The sequence below is a fragment of the Delftia deserti genome (genome assembly GCF_042653485.1).
Lineage (GTDB): Bacteria > Pseudomonadota > Gammaproteobacteria > Burkholderiales > Burkholderiaceae_C > Comamonas > Comamonas acidovorans.
On sequence record NZ_JBHSIH010000001.1, the window covers coordinates 3,322,054 to 3,347,614 of the forward strand.

General features: G+C 69.9%; 24 protein-coding genes. 17 read left to right on the forward strand and 7 right to left on the reverse strand.

What is annotated here, in order from left to right:
• Positions 1-69: 69 nt before the first annotated feature.
• Positions 70-966, forward strand: a complete 897-nt coding sequence (locus ACFPFG_RS16075; RefSeq protein ID WP_380107387.1) for a LysR family transcriptional regulator — start codon at positions 70-72, stop codon at positions 964-966.
• Between the two features lie 3 nt (positions 967-969).
• Here the strand turns inward: ACFPFG_RS16075 and ACFPFG_RS16080 are convergent, their stop codons facing one another.
• Complete coding sequence (locus tag ACFPFG_RS16080; RefSeq protein WP_380107389.1) at positions 970-1,881, reverse strand: LysR substrate-binding domain-containing protein; 912 nt, start codon at positions 1,879-1,881, stop codon at positions 970-972.
• A gap of 96 nt (positions 1,882-1,977) precedes the next feature.
• Between ACFPFG_RS16080 and ACFPFG_RS16085 the strand changes: the two genes are divergently transcribed.
• Entirely contained in the window at positions 1,978-2,784 is an 807-nt protein-coding gene (locus ACFPFG_RS16085) for an aminotransferase class IV family protein (protein ID WP_380107390.1), read from the forward strand.
• A gap of 64 nt (positions 2,785-2,848) precedes the next feature.
• Here ACFPFG_RS16085 and trxA read toward each other — a convergent pair whose 3' ends face one another.
• Positions 2,849-3,805, reverse strand: a complete 957-nt coding sequence (trxA, locus tag ACFPFG_RS16090; RefSeq protein ID WP_183017312.1) for a thioredoxin — start codon at positions 3,803-3,805, stop codon at positions 2,849-2,851.
• Between the two features lie 275 nt (positions 3,806-4,080).
• Between trxA and ACFPFG_RS16095 the strand changes: the two genes are divergently transcribed.
• The 5 genes from ACFPFG_RS16095 (at position 4,081) to ACFPFG_RS16115 (ending at position 9,203) form a co-directional block, all read left to right on the forward strand.
• Complete coding sequence (locus ACFPFG_RS16095; RefSeq protein WP_417323506.1) at positions 4,081-5,067, forward strand: ABC transporter ATP-binding protein; 987 nt, start codon at positions 4,081-4,083, stop codon at positions 5,065-5,067.
• Entirely contained in the window at positions 5,064-6,452 is a 1,389-nt protein-coding gene (locus tag ACFPFG_RS16100; RefSeq protein WP_380107392.1) for a hypothetical protein, read from the forward strand. Before ACFPFG_RS16095 ends, ACFPFG_RS16100 begins: the two co-directional genes overlap by 4 nt.
• Before the next feature lie 83 nt (positions 6,453-6,535).
• Positions 6,536-7,033: a 5-(carboxyamino)imidazole ribonucleotide mutase gene (gene purE, locus ACFPFG_RS16105; RefSeq protein ID WP_012202922.1), complete on the forward strand. Its 498-nt coding sequence runs from the start codon at positions 6,536-6,538 to the stop codon at positions 7,031-7,033.
• Positions 7,030-8,193 carry a 5-(carboxyamino)imidazole ribonucleotide synthase gene (locus ACFPFG_RS16110; RefSeq protein WP_012202921.1) on the forward strand — a complete coding sequence of 388 codons (1,164 nt, stop codon included), beginning with the start codon at positions 7,030-7,032 and terminating at the stop codon, positions 8,191-8,193. The genes purE and ACFPFG_RS16110 overlap by 4 nt, the downstream gene beginning before the upstream one ends.
• Before the next feature lie 11 nt (positions 8,194-8,204).
• On the forward strand, positions 8,205-9,203 hold the full coding sequence (locus tag ACFPFG_RS16115) for an L-threonylcarbamoyladenylate synthase (RefSeq protein ID WP_380107395.1): 999 nt from the start codon (positions 8,205-8,207) through the stop codon (positions 9,201-9,203).
• A gap of 15 nt (positions 9,204-9,218) precedes the next feature.
• Here ACFPFG_RS16115 and ACFPFG_RS16120 read toward each other — a convergent pair whose 3' ends face one another.
• Complete coding sequence (locus tag ACFPFG_RS16120; protein ID WP_312370553.1) at positions 9,219-10,115, reverse strand: MurR/RpiR family transcriptional regulator; 897 nt, start codon at positions 10,113-10,115, stop codon at positions 9,219-9,221.
• Positions 10,116-10,215: 100 nt separating this feature from the next.
• On the opposite strand from ACFPFG_RS16120, the gene ACFPFG_RS16125 reads away from it, so the two are divergent.
• The 6 genes from ACFPFG_RS16125 to ACFPFG_RS16150 all read left to right on the forward strand — a co-directional run bounded on the left by ACFPFG_RS16125 (position 10,216) and on the right by ACFPFG_RS16150 (position 16,879).
• Complete coding sequence (locus ACFPFG_RS16125; protein ID WP_312370550.1) at positions 10,216-12,189, forward strand: bifunctional 5-dehydro-2-deoxygluconokinase/5-dehydro-2-deoxyphosphogluconate aldolase; 1,974 nt, start codon at positions 10,216-10,218, stop codon at positions 12,187-12,189.
• A 62-nt stretch (positions 12,190-12,251) separates the two neighbouring features.
• Positions 12,252-13,055, forward strand: coding sequence for a 5-deoxy-glucuronate isomerase (gene iolB, locus ACFPFG_RS16130; protein WP_310636422.1), 804 nt, complete (start codon positions 12,252-12,254; stop codon positions 13,053-13,055).
• Between the two features lie 44 nt (positions 13,056-13,099).
• Complete coding sequence (locus ACFPFG_RS16135) at positions 13,100-14,119, forward strand: Bug family tripartite tricarboxylate transporter substrate binding protein (protein ID WP_183017305.1); 1,020 nt, start codon at positions 13,100-13,102, stop codon at positions 14,117-14,119.
• 42 nt (positions 14,120-14,161) lie between these two features.
• Positions 14,162-15,142 (forward strand): Bug family tripartite tricarboxylate transporter substrate binding protein, encoded by a 981-nt coding sequence (locus tag ACFPFG_RS16140; protein WP_183017304.1) that lies wholly within the window; start codon positions 14,162-14,164, stop codon positions 15,140-15,142.
• Positions 15,143-15,278: 136 nt separating this feature from the next.
• Positions 15,279-15,539 (forward strand): helix-turn-helix domain-containing protein, encoded by a 261-nt coding sequence (locus ACFPFG_RS16145; protein ID WP_183017303.1) that lies wholly within the window; start codon positions 15,279-15,281, stop codon positions 15,537-15,539.
• Entirely contained in the window at positions 15,536-16,879 is a 1,344-nt protein-coding gene (locus ACFPFG_RS16150; protein ID WP_380107399.1) for a type II toxin-antitoxin system HipA family toxin, read from the forward strand. Before ACFPFG_RS16145 ends, ACFPFG_RS16150 begins: the two co-directional genes overlap by 4 nt.
• Before the next feature lie 16 nt (positions 16,880-16,895).
• Here ACFPFG_RS16150 and ACFPFG_RS16155 read toward each other — a convergent pair whose 3' ends face one another.
• Entirely contained in the window at positions 16,896-17,858 is a 963-nt protein-coding gene (locus ACFPFG_RS16155; RefSeq protein ID WP_197953846.1) for a LysR family transcriptional regulator, read from the reverse strand.
• Between the two features lie 82 nt (positions 17,859-17,940).
• On the opposite strand from ACFPFG_RS16155, the gene ACFPFG_RS16160 reads away from it, so the two are divergent.
• On the forward strand, positions 17,941-19,479 hold the full coding sequence (locus ACFPFG_RS16160) for a CoA-acylating methylmalonate-semialdehyde dehydrogenase (protein WP_183017300.1): 1,539 nt from the start codon (positions 17,941-17,943) through the stop codon (positions 19,477-19,479).
• 64 nt (positions 19,480-19,543) lie between these two features.
• Here the strand turns inward: ACFPFG_RS16160 and ACFPFG_RS16165 are convergent, their stop codons facing one another.
• The 3 genes from ACFPFG_RS16165 to dacB form a co-directional block, all read right to left on the reverse strand.
• The gene (locus ACFPFG_RS16165; RefSeq protein WP_183017299.1) at positions 19,544-20,215 is read right to left on the reverse strand and encodes an OmpW/AlkL family protein; all 672 of its coding nucleotides are present in this window, start codon (positions 20,213-20,215) and stop codon (positions 19,544-19,546) included.
• A gap of 31 nt (positions 20,216-20,246) precedes the next feature.
• Entirely contained in the window at positions 20,247-21,380 is a 1,134-nt protein-coding gene (locus tag ACFPFG_RS16170; protein ID WP_380107401.1) for an SGNH/GDSL hydrolase family protein, read from the reverse strand.
• Positions 21,381-21,632: 252 nt separating this feature from the next.
• A complete protein-coding gene (gene dacB, locus ACFPFG_RS16175) occupies positions 21,633-23,168 on the reverse strand; it encodes a D-alanyl-D-alanine carboxypeptidase/D-alanyl-D-alanine endopeptidase (RefSeq protein ID WP_312370524.1) in 1,536 nt (511 codons plus the stop codon).
• 102 nt (positions 23,169-23,270) lie between these two features.
• Between dacB and tsaB the strand changes: the two genes are divergently transcribed.
• The 3 genes from tsaB to ACFPFG_RS16190 are packed head-to-tail and all read left to right on the forward strand — an operon-like array spanning position 23,271 to position 25,482.
• Positions 23,271-24,011 (forward strand): tRNA (adenosine(37)-N6)-threonylcarbamoyltransferase complex dimerization subunit type 1 TsaB, encoded by a 741-nt coding sequence (tsaB, locus tag ACFPFG_RS16180; RefSeq protein WP_183017296.1) that lies wholly within the window; start codon positions 23,271-23,273, stop codon positions 24,009-24,011.
• A complete protein-coding gene (rimI, locus tag ACFPFG_RS16185; RefSeq protein WP_013804496.1) occupies positions 24,008-24,532 on the forward strand; it encodes a ribosomal protein S18-alanine N-acetyltransferase in 525 nt (174 codons plus the stop codon). Before tsaB ends, rimI begins: the two co-directional genes overlap by 4 nt.
• On the forward strand, positions 24,523-25,482 hold the full coding sequence (locus ACFPFG_RS16190; RefSeq protein ID WP_380107404.1) for a uracil-DNA glycosylase family protein: 960 nt from the start codon (positions 24,523-24,525) through the stop codon (positions 25,480-25,482). The genes rimI and ACFPFG_RS16190 overlap by 10 nt, the downstream gene beginning before the upstream one ends.
• Positions 25,483-25,561 lie beyond the last annotated feature (79 nt).

Genomic DNA, 25,561 nt, shown 5'->3' on the forward strand with positions numbered 1-25,561 from the left:
ACGGGATGATGGATTCGCATCCAGATTAGATAAAGTCGAATCTTCGGAACCTCATCTTCAGGAAACCTGATGCGACGCCTGAACCTTGACCAGCTCCAGACCCTGGTGGCCGTGGCCGACCTGGGCACGCTGGCTGCCGCCGCCCAGGCCCTTCACCTGTCGCCGCCAGCCGTCAGCCTGCACATCCAGGAGCTGGAAGCGCGCCTGGACACACCCCTGCTGGTGCGCGGCAAGCGAAAGGCGCAGCTGACGCCCGCAGGCGCGTTGCTGGCCGAAGGCGGACGCCGCCTGCTGGCCGACAGCGAGGCCCTGCTGCGCCGGGTGCGCAAGCGGGCCGAGGGCTTTGGCGCCAGCGTGCGCATAGGCGCCTCGGCCGGCGTCAGCCCCCTGCTTTTGCCCGAACTGCTGCAATGGCTGGCCGAGCACGCGCCCGGCGTGGAACTGCGCCTGGAAGTCGTGAGTTCCGCCCAGGCCATGCAGCGCCTGGCGACTGGCCACCTGGACCTGGCCCTGGTCGGGCTGCCCCAGCCCGTGCCTTCAGGCCTGGAAATGCGCGCCTGGCGCAACGACCCCATGGAGCTGTTCGCCCCGCCGCAGATGCCGCTGCCCGACCAGATCACGCCTGAATGGCTCAACGCCCAGCCCTGGATAGGCTTTGCCGCCGGCACCCAGATGCACCGCCTGCTGTCCCAATGGTTCGCCCAGGCGGGCCTGCTGCCCCAGCCGCGCATGGAAATGAGCTTTCCCGAAGGCATACGCGCCCTGGTCGCCGCCGGCCACGGCCCCACCGTCCTGCCGCGCGAGGAGCCCATGGACGCCGTCAGCCGCACGCTGCAGCAGCGCGGGCTCAGCCCCGCACTGACACGCCCGCTGGGACTGGCCTGCCGCAGCGCCGCGCAACAAGACCCGGCCGTGCAGGCCGTGGTGCGCGGGTTGATGCGATTTGCCGATCCCGTACGGAAGTAGGCGCTACAGCCCGGCCTCCTGCAGCACCCACGCACGCAACGCCTCGATGGCCGGCTGGCCCTGGCTGCGCCGGGGGTGGAGCAGGTGGTAGGCATAGGCCGGGCCCAGGCCCACGGTGATGTCGAACAGGCGCACCAGGCGGCCACGGGCCAGGTCTTCGGCCACCAGGTCCTGCTCGACCAGGCCCACGGCGCCACCGTCCATCACGGCCTGCACGACGTGGCTGGAGTCGGTGAAGGCGATGCAGCGGCCTGCGTCCAGGCCCTCCACGCCGGCCGCCGCCATCCACATCGGCCAGTTCGGCCAGGCCTGGCCGTCCACCCTGCAATCGACATGGCACAGCGTGTGCGCCAGCAGGTCAACGGGCCGGGCCAGCGGCGGGCCGGACTGCAGCAGGGCCGGGCTGCAGACGGGGATCACCCTGGCATCGAACAGGCGCACCGCCAGGGTGTGCGGATCACGGCCCGTGCCGAAGCGGATGGCGGCGTCGATGTCATCGGTGTCGAAGTCGCGCACCTCGTCGCAGATGTCCAGGCTCAGTTCAACCTGCGGATGCGCGGCGCGAAAGCGCGGCAGCCGGGGCAGCAGCCACTGCGTGGCAAGGCGCGCGCCCAGCGACAGGCGCAGCCGCGTCTCGCCCCGGGCCAGCTGGCGCGCCCGGCCGGTGGCGCGCCGCAGCAGGCCCAGCGCCTCGGCCGTGGCCTCCAGCAGCACGCTGCCTGCGGGCGTGAGCTGCATGCTGCGGCTGTTGCGCGTGAAGAGGACGAGGCCCAGCTGTTCCTCCATCTCCTTGATCTGGTGGCTGACCGCCGCCGGGGTCAGCCCCAGTTCGTCGGCCGCGCGCGTGAAGTTCAGGTGGCGCCCTGCAGCCTCGAAGCTGCGCAGGGCGCGCGTGCCGGGTGGGAGCTGGCGCATGGATCTTCAAATTTTTCTTGATGAAGCTCCAAATACTACTTGCTTCCTCTTTTGGGACCGCCATCGAACAATCAAGAAAACTTGATGGATGAACCCATGGAAACCGCCTCCTTCTTCACCAGCCTCATCGATGGGCAGCCCGCTACGGCGGCCGAACTCACCGCCCTGGCCTTTGCCGGCCATGCCCATTTCACGGCCATGCAGGTGCGCGGCGGCAGGCTGCGCGGGCTGGACCTGCATCTGCAGCGCCTGCGACAGGCCTCGCTGGAGCTGTACGGCCAGGCCTTGCCCGATGACCATGTCCAGGCGCAGCTGCGGGCGGCGCTTGCCAACGGCCCGCAGGATGTGTCGCGGACCGCCACGGTGTACTCGCCTGCCGGGGAATTCACGGCCGCCGATGCGCGGCCGCGCATGCTGGTGCGCACCTCGGCCCCCGCCTCGGGCCCTGCCGGGCCCTTGAGCCTGGCGCTGTTCGAGCATGAGCGCATGCTGCCCCACCTCAAGCATGTGGGCGAGGTGGCCAAGACGCATCTGCTGCGCCGCGCCGTGGCCCAGGGCTTTGACGACGCCGCCTTTGCCGACCGCCATGGCCGCATTGGCGAGGCCACCATCTGGAACCTGGCTTTCTGGGATGGAGATGCCGTGGTCTGGCCGCGCGCCGAGGTACTTCCGGGCACGACCGAGTCCATGCTGCGGCGCCAGTTGCAGCGCCTGGGCGTGGCGCAGCGCCAGGCCGTGCTGACCCTGGCCGACCTGCCATCCCTGGCCGGCGCCGTGGTGATGAATTCGTGGTCCCCGGGCATTCCGGTCAGGCGACTGGCCGATGTGCATCTGCCCGATGCGCCTGGCTTCGTGCAGTTGCTGCACCGCGCGCATGCGGCCGAGGAACCGGTTGCACCCTGAGCCCTCGCCATGAAAAAAGGGAGCCGCAAGGCTCCCCCGTCTCTTCACCCGTGCAGCGCCGGTCTCAGTTCAGCGCCATGCTGAGCTTGCGGCGGTAGCCGTTGACCAGTTGCGTGGCTTCGTCCTGCTCGGCGCCAGCCTTGCCCAGCAGCTCGATGCCGCCGCTGCTCTTGCCGGGGATGGCGTCCTGCTTCTTGGGCTTCGGGGGCGTGAGCAGCTCCAGGATGCCCACGTAGAGCTTGCGCGCGGCCTGGCCGTTCCAATCCTTGTCGCGCATGATGATTTCCAGCAATTCGTCCATGCTGGCTGCCCATTGGCCTTCGGCGGCCAGGGCCCGGGCCTTGCCGAAGCGGGTGTCGAAGTCGCGCTTGTTCTGCGCGATGACGGCGTCGAACTGCGCAAACTCCCAGTTGCCACGCTCGTCGTTGTGCACGAACAGCATGCACTGCAGCCACTGGTTGAGCGCCTCGAAGCGCGTGGCCTGGGGAATGCGCTTGAGCGGCTCGACCAGCAGGGCGCCGGCCTCTTCGTAGCCACCCGTGGCGATCAGCAGGCGCACGTAGTCGAAGCGTGCATCGTCGTTGGCCGGATCGGCGGCCAGGGCGTCGGCCAGCTTTTGCAGGGCCGCCTGGGTGTCGCCGGCTTCCAGCAACTGGTGGGCCTCGTCGGCTTCGGCCTCGGCGGCCAGCTCGCCTTCGGAGGGCAGGTGCTTGTCGAGGAACTCGCGCAGCTTGCCTTCGGGCTGGGCGCCCATGAAGCCGTCCACGGGGCGGCCGCCCATCATCAGAATGCAGGTCGGGATGGAGCGGATGCCGAACATGCCGGCCAGCTGCTGCTCCTGGTCGGAGTCGATCTTGACCAGCTTGAAGCGGCCGTCGTAGGCCACTTCGAGCTTTTCCAGGATGGGGCCCAGCGTCTTGCACGGGCCGCACCAGGGCGCCCAGAAGTCGACGAGCACCGGCACCTGCATGGAGGCGGCGACGACTTCGGCTTCGAAATTCTCAATGGTGACATCAATCATGTGATCAGACCCTGTGGCAAGGCGCGCGGCCAGGGCGCGCGGACTGTGGCGGTTCGGAGTTCGGCGGCCGAATGCCTCCGATGCGGACCGTGTGATTCTCCAGCAATTCCAAGGCCCAGGGCGTGAACGCCATGGGCGACAGCCACCCCAGATGGGAGCAGGCTGCGCGCATTTCAAGCCGCCCGGCCGAGGGCGCGGCGCGGCAGCGCTGGGCTATATTGGCGCGCTGTGCCGCCATTGCGGCCTGCCATCAACGCAATGAGGGAGGGCTCGCCTTGATCAAGGTTTCGCAGCTGGTGTTCGAGTACCCCGGCCACCGCGCGCTCGATGGCGTCAGCCTCCATATCGCCGCAGGCACCGTCACGGCCCTGGTGGGGCCCAACGGCGCCGGCAAATCCACGCTGATGCGCTGCATCGCCGGACTGGACCAGCCGCTGTCGGGCCAGGTCGAGGTGCACGGCATTGCGGTGCAGGAGCAGCCCCGCGAAGTGCACCGGCACCTGGGCTATCTGTCGGATTTCTTCGGCCTCTATGACCGCCTGAGCGTGCGGCGCTGCCTGCAGTACGCGGCCCTGTCCATGGGCGTGCCCCCGTCCGAGGCGCCGCAGCGCGTGGCGCACGTGGCAGGGCAGCTGGGCCTGGCCGATCTGCTGGAGCGCCTGCCCACCGAGCTGTCTCGCGGCCAGCGCCAGCGCGTGGCCATCGGCCAGGCCATCGTCCACCAGCCGCGCGTGCTGCTGCTGGACGAGCCGGCCAGCGGCCTGGACCCCGAGGCCCGCGCCAGCCTGTCCCAGCTGATGCGCGCGCTGCAGGCCCAGGGCATGACCCTGATCGTCTCCAGCCACATCCTCAGCGAACTCGACGAGTACTGCACCCACATCCTGAGCCTGCGCGGCGGCCGCGTGGAAAGCCACGAGGCCCTGCACGGCGGCATTCAGGCGCCGGCCGCCGGCGGCGATGTGCCGCTGGCGCTGTACGCGCTGGAGCTGGCAGCGCCCCCGGGTGCCCCGGCCGGGTCGCTGGCACGGCAGCTGCACCAGGTCCTTCCCGACACCCCTGTGCCGCCGCCCGATGACCAGGGCCTGGTGCATCTGCAGCTGTGGCTGCCCACGCCGCCACGCGAACGCGCCGACCTGCTGGCACGCCTGGTTGGCGCCGGCCTGCCCGTGGCCAGCCTGGCGCCTGTGCGCGAGCGCCTGCAGGACCGCTACGCACGCGGCCTGCAGGCCGCAGCCCCCCTCAGCCCTGCGGAGCAGCCATGACGCACAACCCCGAATTCCAGCGCCAGCTCTGGCTCAACTGGCGGCCCGCCCAACTGGGCTGGAGCCTGCTGCTCACCGCCTTGCTGCTGGCCACGCCAATGGTCCTGGTCCAGCCCGAAGACCGCCTGCATGCCCTGCTGGTCGCCGCCCTGATCGGCATGTGGATCGCCGCGGCCGGCCTGGGCAGCGTGCTGGCCGGGCGCGGCCTCAACGAAGAGGCGCACCAGCACACCTGGGACTGGCAGCGCCTGTCGGCCCTGACGCCATGGCAGATGGCCTGGGGCAAGCTGCTGGGCGCTCCGCTGGCGGCCTGGCTGTACATGCTGTGGTGCGCGCTGGCCGTGCTGGCCACCTCGGCGGGCCAGCCGGGCGGGCTGGCCGGGGGCGTGCACGCCGTGCTGCAGGCCGTGCTGTGGGGCCTGGCCCTGCAGGCCTGGAGCATGCACTCCGTGCTCATGGGCTGGGGGCCGAAGGAGCAGCCCGCGCGCCGCATCCGCTTCGTACTGGTGCCGCTGCTGTTCGTGATGGTGCTGCCCGGACCCATCCTGGGCCGGTTGACCGAGCAGCTGGGCCGCGAAGAAGGTCGCCCTGTGCTGTGGTGGTACGTGCCGCTGCACGGGCGCGGCGCCATCTACCTGTTCGGTGCCATCGCGCTGGGGCTGGGCCTGCTGGCCCTGTGGCGGCTGCTGTGCACGCGGCTGGATGTGCGCACCCTGCCCTGGGCCTGGCCGCTGGGCCTGTGCGTGGCGGGCCTTGCCTTTGGAGGCATGCACCTCGATGCAATGCAGTTGCAGGGCCCCGGCCCGGCCTCCTTCTTCGCATGGACCACCGGGCTGGCGCTGGCGGGCACGGCCTATGTCTGCCTGCACGGCATGGACGAGGGCCTGCGCAGCTGGCGCCAGTTGCAGTGGTGCGTGCTGCAGGGGCGCTGGCGTGGCGCGCTCGAGGCCCTGCCGCTGTGGCCCGTGAGCTGGCTGCTGGCCGTGCTGGCCTGCGCGCTGTGGCTGCTGTGGCCCGCGGGCGGCCAGCCCATCGTGCCGGGCGCGGCCCAACTGGCGGCGCTGGCCACGGCGCAGTTGCTGCGCGATGCCGCGCTGGCCACGGGCTTTTCCCTGCTGGCCGGGCGCATCAAGTCGCCGCTGGCCGCGTTTGCCGTCACCTGGCTGCTGGTCAACATCGTGCTGCCGCTGCTGGCCTTTGGCCTGGCCGGGGCCGATGCCGCCGTGCTGGCCCAGCCGCTGGCAGCCGGCCTGACCAAGCCCGTCACCAGCGGAATGTGGCTGTCGCTGGCCGTGCAGGTGGGGCTGGCCCTGGCCTGGCTGGCCCATGTGTTTCGCCAGCGCGTGCTGGGTTTTGCGCGCGAGCAGCACACGGCTGTGCGGTGATTTGCAGGGGGATGCGGGCCGATCCGGACTAAAAAAGTAAAATCGCGGGTTCCACTAGGCCGGGCCGCAGGCGCCCTCACGACATGAACTCTATCCAGATCGGTGTGGTCATGGGCTCCAGCAGCGACTGGGAGACCATGCAGCACGCAGTTGCCATTCTTCAGCAATTTGGCATCGCCCATGAAGCCCAGGTCGTCTCGGCCCACCGCATGCCCGACGACATGTTCGCCTACGCCGAGGCCGCTGCCGGCCGTGGCCTGAAGGCCATCATCGCGGGTGCGGGGGGCGCTGCCCACCTGCCCGGCATGATCGCCGCCAAGACCGTGGTGCCCGTGCTCGGCGTGCCCGTGGCCAGCCGCCACCTGCAGGGCGTGGACTCGCTGCACTCCATCGTGCAGATGCCCAAGGGCGTGCCCGTGGCCACCTTCGCCATCGGCGCGGCCGGTGCGGCCAATGCGGCCCTCTTCGCCGTGGCCCTGCTGGCCAATGAGGACCCGGCCCTGCGCACCAGACTCGAAGCCTTCCGCGCCGAGCAGACCGCCGCAGCGCGCGCGATGACGCTTCCCCCGGTGGCCGTATGAGCGCAGATGTGATCCTGCCGGGCGCCACGCTGGGCGTGCTGGGTGGCGGCCAACTGGGCCGCATGTTCGTGCAATCGGCCCAGGCCATGGGCTATTTCACGGCCGTGCTCGACGCCGACCCGACCAGCCCTGCCGGCCTGGTCAGCCACCACCACATCCGTACCGGCTACGAAGACCCGCAGGGCCTGGCCGAACTGGCGCGCCTGTCGGCCGCCGTCACCACCGAATTCGAGAACGTGCCCGCCGCGGCGCTGAACCTGCTGGCCGCCCAGCGGCCGGTCTCGCCGGCTGGCTCCTCCGTGGCCATTGCCCAGGACCGCGCCCAGGAGAAGGCCCACTTCGTGCGCTGCGGCGTGCCCTGCGCGCCCTATGCGGTGATCGAGACGCCGGCCCAACTGGCGGCCGTGCACGCCAGCCTGCTGCCCGGCATCCTCAAGACCGCCCGCATGGGCTACGACGGCAAGGGCCAGGTGCGCGTGAAGAACGCCGCCGAGCTGGCCACCGCCTGGGAGCAACTGGGCCGCGTGGCCTGCGTGCTGGAAAAAATGCTGCCACTGGCCCATGAATGCTCGGTCATCGTGGCGCGCGGCCGTGACGGCTCCATGGTCAACCTGCCCGTGCAGCGCAATCTGCACCGCGAGGGCATCCTGTCCGTCACCGAGGTCTACGAAGGCAACCTGCCGCAGGCCCAGGTCGAGCAGGCACTGGCCGCCGCACGCTCCGTGGCCGACGGCCTGGACTACGTGGGCGTGCTCTGCGTCGAATTCTTCGTGCTGCAGGACGGCATGCTCGTGGTCAACGAGATCGCGCCGCGCCCGCACAACAGCGGCCACTACAGCCAGAACGCCTGCGATGTCTCGCAGTTCGAGCTGCAGGTGCGCTGCATGACCGGCCTGCCGCTGACGCAGCCGCGCCAGCACAGCCCGTCCATCATGCTGAACCTGCTGGGCGACCTGTGGTTCAAGGACGGCGAACAGGCCAAGGCGCCGGCCTGGGACCAGGTCCTGGCCTTGCCCGGCTGCCACCTGCACCTGTACGGCAAGCACGACGCCAAGCGCGGCCGCAAGATGGGCCACCTGAACGTCACCGGCCCCTCGCCCGAGGCCGTGCGCTCCACCGCCCTGCAGGCCGCTGCCATCTTAGGGTTAGAGCCGTTCTGAAGGCCCGTGCAATGATTCTTGATGGAACGCTGGCGGCCTCTGTCCAGGCCGCCGCACAGGCGCTGCAGCGCGGCGAACTGCTGGGCCTGCCCACGGAAACCGTCTACGGCCTGGCGGCCGATGCCGACAACGACGCGGCCGTCGCGCAGATCTTCACCGCCAAGGGCCGGCCGCCCAACCATCCGCTCATCGTGCATGTGGCCGACAGCGGCGCCATCACACGCTATGCGCGTGAAGTGCCGCTGTTCGCGCAGCAGTTGATCGACGCCTTCTGGCCCGGCCCGCTGACCCTGATCCTGCCGCGCCTGCCCCAGGCCGCCCGGGCCTCGACCGGCGGCCAGGACAGCGTGGGCCTGCGCTGCCCGTCACACCCCGTCGCCCATGCCGTGCTGGCCGCCTGCCAGCAGCTGCAGCCGCCCGTCTGGGGCGTATCGGCGCCCAGCGCCAACAAGTTCGGCCGCGTCAGCCCCACCACGGCGGCCCATGTGGCCGGTGAGTTCGGCGTCACGCTGCTGGTGCTGGACGGCGGCGCCTGCGAAGTGGGGATCGAATCGACCATCGTGGACTGCACGCGCGGCGTGCCCGTGCTGCTGCGCCCCGGCGCCATCACGCGCGACGACATAGAACGCGCCTGCGGCCAGCGCCCCCTGTCCAAGGAAGAGCTGCAGGAGAACACGCCGCGCGCCTCCGGCACCCTGCTGGCCCACTACGCGCCCAACGCCCAGGTGCGCCTCATGGACGCCAGGCAGCTGCAGGCCGGGCTGGACGTGCTGGGCGCCGACGCCAGGAACCTGGCCGTCTACCACCGTACACCGCTGCGCACCGCCTCGCGCGCCGTCACGCTGCGCGCCATGCCTGCCGACGCCGCCGCCACCGCGCGCGAGCTGTTCGGCGCCCTGCGCGACTTCGATGAAGTCGGCGCCAGGCTGATCTGGATCGAGACCCCGCCCGACACGCCGGACTGGGAAGGCGTGCGCGACCGGCTGCTGCGCGCGGCGGCGGCCGGATAACACCAACACCCTCTTCTAAGGCTTGCGGGAAGGCTCGTACGCCAGCTCCATCCGGTAGGCCAGCGCCAGGAACAGCGACTGCGCCAGGGTCAGCGTGCTGGTCAGGGAGCGAAAGCCGAAGGTGGCTGCGTCCTGGGCGAGCAGGGTGACCGTGGCGCGTGATGCCAGGGGGCTGAGCTGGCTGTCGGTCAGCGCCAGCAGGCGCGCGCCGCGGGCCAGGGCCGCATCCACCATTTCCAGCGTTTCGGGCGCATAGGGCTCGAAGGAGACGGCCAGCATCACGTCGCCGGGCGCCAGCGCGCGCAGCTCGCCCTTTTGCATGGCGCCCAGGCCGTGCAGCCAGTGCACGGGCTTTTCGGTGTGCTGCAGCGCATAGGCCAGGTAGGCGCCCACGGGGAAGGCGCGGCGCGAGGCGGCCAGCCACAGCGAGGGGGCATCCAGCATGAGGTCCACCGCCGCCTCGAACTGCTCGGGCGGCAGGCCGCGCTGCAGGGCCTGCAGGCTTTCGATGCTGCCTTCGATGACCTCGTGCGCCAGGCGCGCGCTGCTGCGAGGCTCGTTGCCCGAGGCGATCAGGCCCCGGATGCGGTCCTGGTAGTCATGCTGGGCCGAGAGCTGGCGCGCCGCATCGGCGCGGAACAGCGCCTGCAGTTCCGAGTACCCCGAAAACCCGAAATGCTTGGCAAAGCGCACCACGGCCGAAGGCTGCACGCCACATTGCTCGGCCGTGGCCTGGATGCCGTCGAAGGCCAGGCGATCGCCCTGCATTTCCACATGGCGGCCGATGGCCTTGAGCTGGCGGCTCAGGGCCTCGAAGCCCTCGCGCAGCACGGAGAGGAAGGCGCCACGGTCGGCGTAGGGTCCGGCCAGCGAGGGGGCGCCTGCATCGCCAAGGTTTTTTCTATTTTTCATGAATATGGAAAACTTTTTCTATTTCGATCTATGATCGCATGCACGCAACGATTATGGACAGGCCCGCACGCGGGTGTCCGCAACGCACAGGCCTATGACGATGAGCATGCTGAACTTTCCCTCCGACCGGCCGCTGGACGTGGCCTGCCTGGGCCGACTGGCCGTGGACCTTTACGCGCAGCAGATCGGCTGCAGCCTGGAGGAGGCCGGCAGCTTTGCCAAGTACCTGGGCGGCTCCTCGGGCAACATGGCTTTCGGCACGGCGCGCCTGGGGCTGCGCTCGGCCATGATTTCGCGCGTGGGCGATGAACAAAATGGCCGCTTCCTGGTCGAGACGCTGCGCCGCGAGGGCTGCGACACCAGCCAGGTGCAGGTCGATGCCCAGCGCCTGACCGGCATGGTGCTGCTGGGCATCAAGGACCAGGAGACCTTCCCCCTGCTCTTCGCCCGCGAGAACTGCGCCGACATGGCCCTGGACGCCGAGGCCATCAGCGAGGCGTTCCTGGCCCGCTGCCGCTGCCTGGCCATCACGGGCACCCACCTGAGCGCACCCGGCGTGCTGGCCGCCAGCCGCAAGGCACTGGAGATGGCAGGTCGCCACGGCCTGGTGCGCGTGCTGGACATCGACTACCGGCCCGTGCTGTGGGGCCTGGCCTCGCGCGGCGACGGCGAGACACGCTATGTGGCCAGCGCCGAGGTCAGCCGCAGGCTGCAGGCCGAGCTGGGCCAGTTCGAACTCATCATCGGCACCGAGGAGGAATGGCTGATCGCCGGCGGCGTGGAGGGCGACCTGATCGCCAGCCTGCGCCGCGTGCGCGAATGCAGCCGCGCCGTCTTCGTGGTCAAGCGCGGGCCGCTGGGCTGCTCGCTGATCGAGGGCGAGGTGCCCGATGCGATTGCCGATGCGCCCACGGTGCTGGGCGAGCGCGTGGAGGTGCTCAATGTGCTGGGCGCGGGCGATGCCTTTGCCTCGGGCCTGCTGTCCGGGCTGCTGCGCGGCAAGAGCCTGGAGGAATCTGCGGCGATTGCCAACGCCTGCGGCGCCATCGTGGTCTCGCGCCATGGCTGCGCGCCGGCCATGCCCACGCAGGCCGAGCTGGCGCACTGGTTCTCGGGCCACCGCCATCCGCGTCCCGACCAGGACCCCGAGCTGTCCCACCTGCACCGCGTCAGCCGCGCGCGGCCGCAGTGGCCCGCGCTGTGCGTGCTGGCCTATGACCACCGCAGCCAGTTCGACGATCTGGCGCGCGAGGCCGGCGCCGCGCCCGCGCGGCTGCGCCCGCTCAAGCGGCTGATCAACGAGGTGGTCGCCCAGGTCGAGCGCGATCCGGGCAACGCGGGCCGCATGGGCGTGCTGATCGACGGCCGCCATCACCTGGGCGAGGCCGCGCTGCACGACGCCACGGGACGCGGCTGGTGGATAGGCCGGCCCATCGAGCTGCCGGGCTCGCGCCCGCTGCGCTTTGACGGCACGGACTCGCTGGCTTCCGAGCTGCTGCACTGGCCGCAAAGCCATACCGTCAAATGCCTGGTCTTCTACCACCCCGACGACACGCCCGCGCTGCGCGCCGAGCAGGATGCCTGGCTGCAGCAGGTCTGGACCGCCACGCGCGCCAGCGGCCATGAGCTGCTGCTGGAAGTGATCCCGCCAAAGGACACGCTGGCGCCGGACGACCGGGGCGAGGCCGTGCTGCGCGCCATACGCCACTTCTACGACCTGGGCCTCAAGCCCGAATGGTGGAAGGTCGGCACCATGGCGCGCGAGAACTGGGAAGCGCTGGACGCCCTGGTGAACGAGCGCGACCCCTGGTGCCGGGGCGCCGTGATCCTGGGCCTGTCCCAGCCCGTGGAGCAACTGGTGCAGGGCTTTGCCCAGGCGCGGGCGCCCGTGGTCAAGGGCTTCATGATCGGCCGCAGCGTCTGGGCCGGACCCGCGCTGCAGTGGCTGCGCAACGAGCTGGACGACGCCGCGCTGCGCGATGCCGTCGCCGCCAACTTCCGCGCGCTGATCGCGGGCTGGGATGCCAGCCGCGTGGACGCGCGCCAGGACATCGCCGAAGGAGCTGCAGCATGAGCCCCCGCCCGGCCGCTCCGAAGGGGGCTCGCACCGCAGCCCGTGAGGGCGAAGGTCTCCCAATGAGCCTTCTCGTCAAGGCCGCGCCCGGCCGCGTCGTCACCGACATCACGCCCGCCAGCGCGGGCTGGAAGCACATCCACTTCAAGGCCCTGCGGCTGCAGGCGGGCGAGCAGGAGGAGCTGTCCACGGGACCGCTCGAATACTGCATCACCGTGCTCACCGGCCAGGTGGACGTGCAGGTCGGCAGCCAGGCGTTCAGCGCCCTGGGCAGCCGCGCCAGCGTGTTCGAGGAGAGTGCGCCCACGGCCGTCTACGTGCCGCCCGGCCAAAGCCTGCGCATCACGGCGCGCGGCCCGGCCGACGTTGCCTTGAGCGCCGCACCCGCCACGGGCCGCCACGCCACGCGCGTGATCGCGCCCGAAAGCATGCGCCGCAGCGTGCGCGGCCAGGGCAGCAACACGCGCCATGTCTGCGACATCCTGCCCGAGACCGAGGCGGCCGAGTCCCTGCTGGTGGTCGAGGTCATCACGCCCGCCGGCAACTCGTCCAGCTATCCGCCGCACAAGCACGACAGCGCCGACCCCGCCGCGCCGGACGCCGAGACCGTGCTGGAGGAGACCTACTTCCACCTGCTCAACCCCAGCCAGGGCTTTGCCTTCCAGCGCGTCTACACCGATGACCGCAGCATCGACGAAGCCATGGCGGTGGAGCACCGCGACACCGTGATGGTGCCGCGCGGCTACCACCCCTGCGTGGCCCCGCACGGCTACGACCTCTACTACCTCAACACCATGGCCGGGCCCGAGCGGCGCTGGGCCTTCCGCAACGACCCCGCGCACGAATGGATGCTGCGGCCTCGCTGAAGCACGGCGCAACAGACACCCATAAAAACCACCGGAGACAAAAAATGCTGTTCAACCCAATGGCCCTGCACCGCAAGGCCTGGCTATCCTGCGCCCTGCTGACGCTGGGCATGGGCACCGCCCAGGCGCAATCCGCCCCAGCCCCGTCCTCCCAGAGTGCGCCAGCCTGGCCCACCCAGCCCGTCAAATGGGTGGTGCCCTACGCACCGGGCGGCACCACCGACGTGATCGCGCGCCAGCTGGCCGTGCAGATGGGCAAGGACCTGGGCCAGCCCGTGGTGGTGGACAACCGTCCCGGCGCGGCCAGCATCATCGGCGCCACGCTGATCGCACGCGCCCCGGCCGACGGCTACACGCTGGGCACGGCCGACTCGGGCACGCTGGCCTTCAACCCCGCCATGTATGCGCGCCTGAGCTATGACGCGGGCAAGGACTTCAGCTACATCGGCGGCCTGGGCCGCATGCCGCTGGTGCTGGCCGTGCATCCGTCCTTCCCGGCGAAGAATGTGCAGGAATTCCTGGCGATGGCGCGCAAGGAGCCGGGCGGCATCTCCTCGGCCTCGTCGGGCCCGGGATCGCCGCTGCACGTGGCGCTGGAGCTGTTCAAGCAGCGCACGGGCACCCAGATCCTGCACGTGGCCTACAAGGGCTCGGCCCCGGCGCTGCAGGACCTCATGGCAGGACAGATCCAGTCCATGTTCGTGGACCTGCCGCCCAGCCTCTCGGCCATCCGCGCGGGCAAGCTGCGCGTGCTGGCCGTGGCCACGCCCCAGCGCCTGCCCATCCTGCCCGACGTACCCACCATGGCCGAGGCCGGCGTGCCCGGCTTCGAGGCCTATGCCTGGCAGGGCTTCGTCGGCCCCGCCCACCTGAGCCCTGCGCTCACCGAGCGCCTGAACAAAAGCCTGGCCACCGCCCTGCGCCACCACGAGACGCGTGCCAAGCTCGAAGAGATCGGCATACAGCCCATGGAGATGACGCCGCAGCAGTTCGCAGGCTTCGTGCGCTCGGAACAGGCGCTGTGGAGCGGCGTGATCAAGGCCGCCAACATCAAAATGGATTGAAGCGCAGACATCGCCACATAGACAAGATCCCGGAGACAAGCCATGACCCTCGCATCCCGCCGCCAATTCATCCACTCGCTGGCCGCCCTGGCCGCAACGCCGGTCCTGCCCGCCATGGCGCAGGCACCGGCCGGCGCCTGGCCCCAGCGCCCCATTGAACTCATCGTGCCCTTTGCCGCTGGCGGCGGCACCGACGTGCTGGCACGCGCGCTGGCCGAGGTGGCGCGCAAGCACCTGCCGCAGGATCTGATCGTGCTCAACCGCGCGGGCGCCAGCGGTGCCGTGGGCTGGACCGAACTGGCCAACGCCAGGCCGGACGGCTACAAGATCGGCATCATCACCGTCGAGCTGACCATGATCCCGCACATGGGGCTGACCAAGATCAGCTCCGACGCCCTGCTGCCCGTGGCCCGCCTGAATGCCGACCCCGCCACCATCGCCGTGCGTGCCGACTCGCCCTATCGCAGCATCGAGGAACTGATCGCCGCCGCGCGCAAGGACGAGGCCGCGGTGCGCATCGGCAACGCCGGACCGGGCTCGCTGGGCCACCTGGCCGCCGCCGCGCTGCAGGACAAGGCGGGCGTGAAATTCAACCACGCGCCCTACCGCGGCGCCAACCCTGCCGTGCTCGACCTGCTGGGCGGCCACATCGAGGCCGTGGCCGTCACGCCCGTGGAGGTGGCCACCTATGTGGCGGCCGGCAAGATCCGCCCGCTGGCCATCATGGCCGAGCAGCGCATACAGGCCGGCTGGGAAGCCGTGCCCACGCTCAAGGAGCGCGGCATCGACCTGCTCATCGGCGGCTGGCGCGGCCTGGCCGTGCCCCGCAACACGCCTGACGCCGTGGTCCAGACCCTGCGCAAGGCCATGGCCCTGACCCTCAAGGACCCCGCCCTGCGCGAGACCATGGCCAAACAGAACATGGGAGAGGGCTACCTGGACCAGCCCGAGTTCAAGGCCGTGATCGACCGCGACAACGCGGTGTTCAAGCAATTGGTGGACAAGCTGGGGATCAAGGCCTGAGGGGCCTGCGAAGCGCGATGGCCAATGGCTCGGCCGTGTTTTACGGGCAGTGGAACGCGGCGACCAGTCAGCACTTTTGCTTGATAGATAAATCAATAAACTAGGAGAAATTGGATTTTATTGATATAAAAGTCAAATGCAAACCCTTCAAGAACTCGGTGAATCCGTGGCCCGCCGGCGGCGCGCACTGGGTCTTCAACAAGGCGCCGTGGCCGCCCAGGCAGGCATCACACCCGAGACGCTGTCGCGCTTCGAGCGTGGCCGCTCGGCCGAATTCGGGACGCGCAAGCTCCTGGCCGTGCTGGCCGTGCTGGGCATGGAGATCGATTTCTTTGCCATGGGCCAGTCGGGCACTCTGGATGAACTGCGCCGCGAGCGCAACCAGGCGCGGCCATGAAGCTCGCCGTCCACGTCCTGGGGCGGGAGGTCGCGGTGCTGGAGCCGGTGGGCGACTTCAAAAGCGTGCTGACCTACCACGCCCACACGGCGCCTGATGACTTCGTCTCACTCACCATGCCAGTGCGCACGGAGTCCTACGCCTGGGATGACCAGCTGCCCCCCGTGCTGCAGATGAACCTGCCGGAAGGCTATCTGCTGCAGGTTCTGCAGGAACAGTTCGGCCCGCACATCGGGGCCAGCCCCGTCGCCCTGCTTTCGGTGATTGGCCGCAACATGGTCGGCCGCATCCAGGTCGCCGCGCCCGGCGCCGCTCTGCAGCAGCCTGCCAGTTCCGTGGAAGTGGCCGCGCTGCTGCGCGGTGACAACTCGGAAGCAGCCTTTGCCCAACTGGTTCGGCAGCACGCCACCAGTGGCGTCTCCGGCGTGGTGCCCAAGTTCCTGGACGCGAACGATGAGGCAGTCCAGGGCGGCAGCCCATCGCTGGCGGGGCACAGGAAGGCCAGCCTCATCACACGCCGCCACATCATCAAGGGCTCCAGCAGGCACTTGCCCTTTGTGGCATTGAACGAGCACCTGTGCATGCAGGTCGCCGCCAAGGTAATGCCTGCGGCACGGACAGAAATCTCGGACGACGGACAGGCCCTGGTCGTGCACCGTTTCGATGTCGATGACAACGGACAGGCCCTTTGGGGGATGGAGGACTTTTGCGCGCTGCTGGGCCTGCGCCCCGCGGCCAAGTACGACACCACCTGGGAGCGCATCGCCAAGGCCGTGCGCGACCATGTGCCCGGCGAACGCCGGCTGCAGACCTATCGCCAGCTGGCCACCACGCTGCTGCTGACCTATGCGCTGCGCAATGCAGACTGCCATGCCAAGAACCTGGCCTTGCTCTACACCCGGCGTGCCGATGTGCACCTGTCCCCCTCCTACGACATGCTGACCACCGTCGTCTATCCCGGCTTCCAGCACAACCCGCCCAGCATCGAATTCATGGGAAAGAAGACCTGGACGCCAGGCAAGAGCCTGCAGAAGTTCATCGCCACGACCCTGGGGATTGCGCCCCGGGAGCAGGCAGTCATGGTGGAAGCTATCAGCGATGCAGTGGCCGACGCCGGACAGCAGGTCAGGGATGCCATGGCGCAGCACGGCGGCTTCAGGGACATCGGCAAGCGCATGCTGATGGGTTGGTCCGAAGGTGTTCAGGGCTTGCGCGATCAGCGCGTTTATGCCGTCGGTGATTGGAAACCGGGAGACGCCTTCGAAGGGTTTTCCGCACCACCGAAGCAGAAATCGTCCGCCAGCAAGCTTGTGCGTTCCCGCCTGCCGGGTGAGCGGTAGCACGCATCAACCTCGCTCAGCGAATGAACCCCGCCGCAAACGACGCCCGCAGAAACTCCACGAATACCGCCACCGAGCGCGGCACGTGGCTGGCGTAGGGGCGGATCGCAAACAGCTGTTCGCCGAAGGCGTCGACGGGCCGCCAGCCGGGCAGGACTTCGCTCAGGTCGCCGGAGGCCAGGCCCGATTGCGCGCTGAAGTCGGGCACCAGGGCGATGCCCAGGCCGGCCATGGCGGCGTCGCGCAGCATTTCGCTGTTGTTGGCGGCAAAGCCGCCGGCCACGGGCACGACGGTGCGTACTGCGTCTGCACCGGCGTCCGCACCGGCATCGGCGGGCACGAAGCTCCAGGCCATGGCGCCCTGGGTGCGCGGGTAGTGCAGGCACTGGTGCGCGGCCAGGTCCTGCGGGGTGGCCGGGGTGCCGTGCGCGGCCAGGTAGTCCGTGCTGGCCACCAGCAGCGAGCGCGTGGGCGCCAGCGCCCAGGCCACATGGGTTTCGGGCGGGGTGGAGGCATGGCGCACGGCGATGTCGAAGCCCTCCATCGCCAGCGAGCGCAGGTGGTCAGACAGGTCCAGCTCCAGCCGGATCTGCGGATGGGCACGCAGGAAGGCCGGCAGCCGGGGCATGAGCTGCTGACGCGAGAAGGCCACGGGCGCGGTCACGCGCAGCAGGCCGCGCGGCTCGGCCGCCAGGTCGCGCACGCCCGCAAAGCTGTCGGCGATGTGCTCGAAGGCGCCGCGCGTCTCGTCCACCAGGCGCTGGCCCGCTTCGGTCAGGCGCACGCTGCGCGTGGTGCGCGTGACCAGGGCCACGCCGGCCGCGCGCTCCAGCTCGGCCACGCGCTGGCTCATGGCCGCCTTGCTCACGCCCAGGCGCGCGGCGGCCGAGGTGAAGCTGCCCTGCTGCTCCAGCACGACCAGCCAGTGCAGGTGGCTCCACAAGGCCTCGGCCTTGGCATCGGTTTTTTCATTTGCCATGCGGGGATTGTTCAGCAAAATGAACAATCAATTCAAGCGCAGCGCCTAGGCAGGCCGAAGGCGCACTCCTAGACTGGCTGGCATGAACACCGCAAACACCTCCTTCGCTTCCATCGTCCATTACGTCAACGGCCAGCGCACGGCAGGTGCCAGCGGCCGCGAGCAGGACGTGACCAACCCGGCCACCGGCCAGGTCACGGGCCGCGTGGCCCTGGCCTCGCGCGCCGATGTCGATGCCGCCGTGGCGGCCGCCCAGGCGGCCTTCCCCAAGTGGGCCGACACGCCGCCGCTGCGCCGGGCGCGCGTGATGTTCCGCTTCCTCGAACTGCTCAACCAGCACAAGGACGAACTGGCCCACGCCATCACGGCCGAGCACGGCAAGGTCTTCACCGATGCGCAGGGCGAGGTCAGCCGCGGCATCGACATCGTGGAGTTCGCCTGCGGCATCCCGCAGCTGCTCAAGGGCGATTTCACCGACCAGGTCTCCACCGGCATCGACAACTGGACGCTGCGCCAGCCGCTGGGCGTGGTGGCGGGCGTGACGCCGTTCAACTTCCCCGTGATGGTGCCGATGTGGATGTTCCCGGTGGCCATTGCGGCGGGCAACACCTTTGTGCTCAAGCCCAGCCCCATCGATCCCACGCCCTCGCTGCTGATCGCCGACCTGCTCAAGCAGGCCGGCCTGCCCGACGGCGTGTTCAACGTGGTCCAGGGCGACAAGGAAGCCGTGGATGCGCTGATCGAGCATCCCCAGGTGAAGGCCGTGAGCTTTGTCGGCTCCACGCCCATTGCCAACTACATCTATGAGACGGGCGCCCGCCACGGCAAACGCGTGCAGGCCCTGGGCGGCGCCAAGAACCACATGGTGGTCATGCCCGACGCCGATATCGAACAGGCCGTGGACGCGCTGATCGGCGCCGGTTACGGCTCGGCCGGCGAGCGCTGCATGGCCATCAGCGTGGCCGTGCTGGTGGGCGATGTGGCCGACCAGCTGCTGCCGCGCCTGATCGAGCGCACCAGGGCGCTGAAGGTGCTGGACGGCGAGGACCTGGCCGCGGAAATGGGCCCCATCGTGACGCGCGCCGCGCACGAGCGCATCAGCGGCTACATCGATCTGGGCGTCAAGGAAGGCGCGCAGCTGCTGGTCGATGGCCGGGGCTTCGACGGCAAGGCGGCCGGCGCTGCCACGGGCACCGACACCTCGGGCGGCTTCTGGCTGGGCGGCACGCTGTTCGACCATGTCACGCCCGACATGCGCATCTACAAGGAAGAGATCTTCGGCCCCGTGCTGGCCGTGGTGCGCGCCAAGGACTTCGCCGAGGCCGTGCAGCTGGTCAACGACCATGAGTTCGGCAACGGCGTGGCCTGCTTCACGCGCGACGGCAATGTGGCGCGCGAGTTCGGCCGCCGCATCGAGGTCGGCATGGTCGGCATCAACGTGCCGATTCCCGTGCCCATGGCCTGGCACGGCTTCGGCGGCTGGAAGCGCAGCCTGTTCGGCGACATGCATGCCTACGGCGAGGAAGGCGTGCGCTTCTATACCCGCCAAAAGAGCATCATGCAGCGCTGGCCCGAGAGCACGCCCAAGGGCGCGGAATTCGTGATGCCCACGGCCAAGTAGGCGCAGGTTCGCTCCATGAAAAAACCAGCCCGCGGGCTGGTTTTTCTTTGGGGACTGCGACCTGTCAGAAGCGGTATCCGATGCCGATGGCGTAGACGTTGGGATTGAGCTTGAGCGACACGCTCTGGCCCGAGGACAGGTGTGCCGTGGTCTTCAGGAAGCTCTTGTAGTAGGCCACGTCCAGGAACCAGCGTTCGTTGAAGTTGTAGACGAAGCCGATCTGCGGCGTCAGGCCCCACTTGCTGTCCACCGAGGCCGTGGTGGGATTGGCCAGCGTGCCGCCGGTCAGGCCGTTGAGGGAGGCCGTGGTGCGCTCGCCGAAGAACTTGGCATAGGTCACGCCCAGGCCCAGGTAAGGGCGGAAGGCGGAGTTGGCCTCGCCGAAGCGGTACTGCGCGAACACGGTGGCGGGCAGCACCTTGGTGCGGCCGAGCTTGCCCGTGCCGGAGATGGCGCCATCGCCCACGAAGTCGTGCTTGAACGGCAGGCCCATGGGCACGTCGATGGCCCAGTTGTTGGTGACCATGTAGGTCACGCCGCCCGTGAGCTGGCTGTTGGCCTTCACGTCCACGCGGGTGTCGGGGAAGCTGGGCGTGCTCAGCCAGCCGCTGCTGGTCTGGGGATCGATGCGCGTGGCGCCCAGGCGCACGCTCCAGGTGCCGGCGGACTGGGCGCTGGCGGCCATGCAGGCCGTGGCCATGGCCACGGCGGCGGTGATGCGCAGGAATTTCTTCATGGATGTGTCTCCTCGTGCTGCGTGTCTGCGATCACAGCCAGCCGGCGCGGGCCAGGGTGCGGGAGGCCAGCTGGCTCATCTGCTGATGGCCGTAGGGCGTGGGATGGAAGCTGTCGGCAAAGGCATAGCTCTTCCACCAGTTGGCGCTGGTCTCGCCCACGGGAATGGAGGCGGACAGCGCGGCCTCGGTGCAGGTCGGGAAGCTGTAGGTGGGCAGGCCGTCGGCGCCCACGCCGGTGGCCGGGCAGGCCGGCTTTTTCACGTTGGTGTAGGCGTACTGGGCGGGGTCGGCCATCTGCTGGCGGAACTCGCTGTAGAAGTCGATGATGGCCACGCGGTTCTCACCCGTGAAACCGGCCGCGACCTGCTGGTTGAAGGCCTTGACCCAGCCGTCGAACACGGTCTCCAGCTGCGCGGCGGCGGCCGAGCCCTGCTGCTGGGCCACGGACTGCAGCACCAGCTGGAAGCGCGGTGTCAGCGTGATGGCGGGCACGTTGAGGATGGCCACGCGCGTGGCGCCCTTGCCCAGCACATTGGCCTGGATGCTGGAGACAAAGCCCTTGGCCAGGTTCTGCATGTACAGGCCACCGGCCTGGGCCATGCCGGCCTGGCCCTGCTGCAGCAGCGCGCCCAGCGTGGCCGCGTCGATCTTGGTGGACAGCAGGGCCTTGAAGCTCGCACCCTGGTCCCTGGAGGCGGCCAGGAAGGCGCCGACCACGTCGGCCGCGTCATTGGCGCCGCCGTCGATCACCGCCAGGTCATCGGCCGTGAAGCCCGCCGCACCCGCCAGCAGGATCTGCTGCGTGATGGAGATCGGTGCCGTGGGCGCGCTGGTGTAGTTGATGCGGCCACCGCCCACGGCGTAGTTGTTGCAGGCCGTGTTGGGCGTGAAGGCCGTGCCGTTGAAACGCGGGCACAGGGAGATGTTGTACAGGCCCGCCACGCGTTCGGCCCAGACCTGGTTGGAGCCGGCGCCCGTCAGCGTGGCGTTCTGCACGGTGAACTTGTAGCCGAAGGTGCCGCTGTCGGAGAGGCTGTCGCCCATCACCTTGACGGAGGTGATCTTGGCCCGGGGAGTGGTGTCGGCGCCGCTGCCGCCGCCGCAAGCGGCCAGCAGGCCGGCCGCGGCCAGAGCGGCCGCGAGGATTCGATAACGATTTGCCAAGATGGAATCTCCGTGAAGTGTTATGAATAGCACGACCGTGCTTTTTTGCTAAGGCCATCGTAGCGACACTTGCGCATTGGCGACACCGGGCAACTACGGATAGGAATTGCCTGCCGCCCAGGCATTTCGCACGCGGGCGAACAGACGATAAGGACCGCCGCATGGCCCGTGGGTAGGACAACGTCCTTGCCGTGAAAACAATGAAAAAGGGCCTGCGAAAGCAGGCCCTGCAGAGGGAGCGAAGGCGCCCGATCAGCGGTCGCGCGCCGTCCAGTCCACCAGCGCATCCCAGGCCGCGCGCGCAGCCGGGGCGTTGGCGTGGTTGGCCATGGCCACCAGCACGTAGCGGCGGCCGCTGGCCCCGTCCACATAGCCGGCCAGGGCCGAGGCATCGCGCAGCGTGCCGGTCTTCAGATGCGCCATGCCCTGGGCCCGGCTGAGGCTGCGGCGCAGCGTGCCATCCACGCCGACGATGGGCATGGAGGCCACGAACTCCGGCATCACCGGCGAGGCCCAGGCCTGCTGCAGCATGCGGCCCAGGCCGGAGGCGGTGATGCGCGCCTCGCGGCTCAGGCCCGCGCCGTTGTCGGCCACGGGCTGCTCGGCCGCGCCCCAGCGCGCCTGCCACCACTGGCCCAGGGCCTGGCGCGAGGACTCGAAGCTGGCCACGCCCGTGCGCTGCATGCCCATGGTCAGGAACACCTGCTGGGCCATGACGTTGTTGCTGTACTTGTTGATGTCGCGCACCACCTCGGCCAGTGAAGGCGATTCGCTCTGGAACGCAGGCTGCAGCCCGGCCGGCACGCGGCCGTCGTGCACGGTGCCGGTGAGCTTGCCGCCCAGCTCGCGCCACATGCCCTCGATGGCGCGGGCCGCGAAGGCCTCGGGCTGGGCCGGCGCCAGCGACCAGCTCTTGTCGCCGCAACTGGCCGGGAACGGGCCGGCAAAGGCGATGCGCAGCGGGTCGGCCATGTCCAGCTGCAGCCGGGCGCGCCAGTCGCCGCACTCGCTGCCGGCCGGCGCCAGCGGCACGGTCTCCTGCTGCTGGATGCCGGCCAGCGGCGGATCGTATTGCAGCCGCGCCACGCCCGCCGCCGCGTCGGGCGTGAAGCCCACGGTCACAGCCTTGTAGTTGACCAGCAGCGCGTCGGGCGCCACGTTGTAGGGGCGCCAGGGTTCGTTGTCGAAGGTGGCCGCGTCATGGCCGCTCACGGAAAACGCGCTGCGGTCCAGCACGATGTCGCCCACGATGACCTTGATGCCCATGCCCTGCAGGCGGCGCAGCATCAGCCACAGCCGCTCCATCACGAGCTTGGGATCGCCCTGGCCCTGGATGTACAGCGGCCCGCGCAGCACGCCGTCCTGCACCGGCCCGCCCAGGAAGACGGGCGTGCGCCAGACATGGGCGGGACCCAGCTGGTCCAGCGCCGCATAAGTGGTGACCAGCTTCATGACCGAGGCCGGGTTCATGGCCACATGGCTTTGCCAGTCCAGGCGCGGGGCGGCACGGCCATCGACCTCGACCACCAGGGCGGAGACAGCATCGCGCGGCAGCTTGGCGCGCGCCAGGGCCGCCTCCACGGCGGGCGGCAGCCGGCTTTCGCGCACCGCCTTGGTGGCCAGGGAGGCCGGCGAGCTGGGCGCGTCAGCCTGGGCGCCTGCCACGCCGGGCAGGGCAGCCGCCGCCAGCAGCGCGGCCGCCAGGCCCCGGCGTGAACACGGTGTTCCGAGTGAGAAGGCAGAGGAAATCGAGGAAATAAGGGAAGAAGACGGCGAAAGATGCAACATGGCCGGCAAGTCTACGCCGGTCATTGCAGCCCCGCCGGGCGCGGGACGGGCGGGGCACCGATAATCCTGCACTTGCTGCGGCACCGCCGCCTGCCCCAAGCCATGAATCTTCTTGCCCTAGACACCAGTACCGACACCCTCTCCATCGCCGTGCAGCGCGGCGATGCCGTCTGGGAGCACAGCGGCCCCGGTGGCCCGCAGACCTCGACCGAGCTGATCCCCGCCATCCTGGCGCTGATGGCCCAGGCCGGGCTGGAATTCGCCGAGCTGCAGGCCATCGTCTTCGGCCGGGGCCCGGGCTCGTTCACGGGCCTGCGCACGGCCTGCTCCGTGGCCCAGGGACTGGCCTTTGCCGCCCGCGTGCCCGTGCTGCCCATGGACAGCCTGCTGGCCGTGGCCGAGCAGGCGCGCGTGCAATACGGCTGCACCGACCTCATCGCCGTGATCGATGCGCGCATGAACGAGGTCTACCACGCCGCCTACCACTGGGCTGATGGCCGCTGGAACGACATTGGCGAGCAAAGTGGCGACTTCGGCCTGTGCGCGCCCGAGGCCCTGCAACTGCCGCCCGGCACCGTGGTGGCCGGCAACGCCCTGGCCGCCTACGGCGAGCGCCTGGCGCCCCAGGCCAGCCACCTGGCCGCCCTGCCCACCGCCGCCGCCATGCTGCGCCTGGCCCCGGCCCTGCTGGCGGCCGACCGCGCCTTGCCGGCCGACCAGGCCCTGCCGCGCTACATCCGCGATAAAGTCGCTCAGACCACGGCCGAGCGGGAGGCTGCCAAGGCGGCCGCCGCGCTGGCCCTGGCCACGCCCACTCCAGAGGCCAACCCACCCGCACCATGAGCACGCACACGCCACAGCCCTCGCGGCCGCAGCCGCCCCTGACCGACGCTCCGGCGCCGGAGCGGGACAGCGTGCGCTTCGAGCCGCTGAACGTGCTGTCGCTCGACATGCTGCTGCCTGTGGAGCAGCAGGCCTACTCGCATCCCTGGTCCCGTGGCAACTTCATCGATGCCATGGCGGCCGGCAATGAAGCGCAGCTGCTGGTCGATGCCCGGGGCGAACTGGTGGGCTACTTCGTCGCCATGATCGTGCTCGACGAGGTCCACCTGCTCAACATCACCGTGGCCCCGTCGCGCCAGCGCCAGGGCTGGGCCCGCATCCTGCTGGACGCGCTGGCCCTGTGGGCGCGCCAGCGCAAGGCCCAATGGATCTGGCTGGAGGTGCGCGAGAGCAATGTCCGCGCACGCAGCATCTACGCCGCGCATGGCTACCAGGAGGTGGGCCTGCGCAAGAACTACTACCCCATGCACGACGGCCCGCGCGAGCATGCCGTGCTCATGAGCCTCAAGCTATGGCCCTGAATCTAGACACCCGCCAGCGGGCCATGCTGCACGCCATGGGCATCACCGTCTGGCTGCCCGAGCCCGAGACCGCACCCGCCATGCTGTCCGAGGCCCTGGCTGCGCCCGCCGATGCGCCCGCAGCGGCGCCCCTGGCAGTTCCGCCCGTGGCCCGCCCCGTGCCGCCGCCCGTGCAGGAGGCGCCCCCCCCGGCGCCTGCTGCACCGGCGCCTGTCACCGCGCCAGCGCCCGCACGCGTTCAGGTGCCTGTTCAGGCGCCTGTCCAGGCGCCACTGCCTCCCGCACCCGTGCACGCCTCTCCCGCACCCGTCATCCCCGAACGCGAACGCCCGCCGCGCCGCTACGTGCAGCAGCCCGTGGCCGGCGCCCCGGGCCTGGGCTGGCGGCTGGGCCCCGTGCGGCCCGTGTATGCGGCAACGCCGCCTGCCGGTGATGGTGGCGAAGGCGGCTGGCTGATCCTGCTGGAGCCGCCCGCCAACTCCCTGCCCCTGCCGCCCGCCCAGCGCCCCGGCCCCGACTGCGCGCGCACCGCGCTGGAAGGCGACGCGGCCCGGCTGCTGGACAACATGCTGCGCGCGCTGAACCTGCAGGACCATCCGCGCCTGTACAGCGCCGCCCTGCACCGCGTGCAGCCTGCGGCCGAAGGCCAGGAGGCGCCCCAGGTCCCGGCGCTGCAACCGTCGCTGGAGGCACTGCTGCGCGATCTGCGCCCGGCCTGCGTGCTGGTGCTGGGCCTGGCCACGGCGCGCGCCGTGCTGCAGCGCCAGGAGGCGCTGGGCCGCCTGCGCGCCGAGCCGCACCGCATTGCAGGCGTGCCCGCCGTGGTCAGCTACGACCCCAACTACCTGCTGCGCGCCCCCCAGGCCAAGGCAGGCGCCTGGGCCGACCTGTGCCATGCGCAGGCTTTTGTGACAGGCCGCCAGATGCCCCCTGGAGCCGCTTCCGAATAGCGCAGCCGGCCCGCATGTTGCAGCGCAACGCTGCATAATCCAACGCTTTGCATCTTGGAGAAAGCTCCGTGGAAACCTA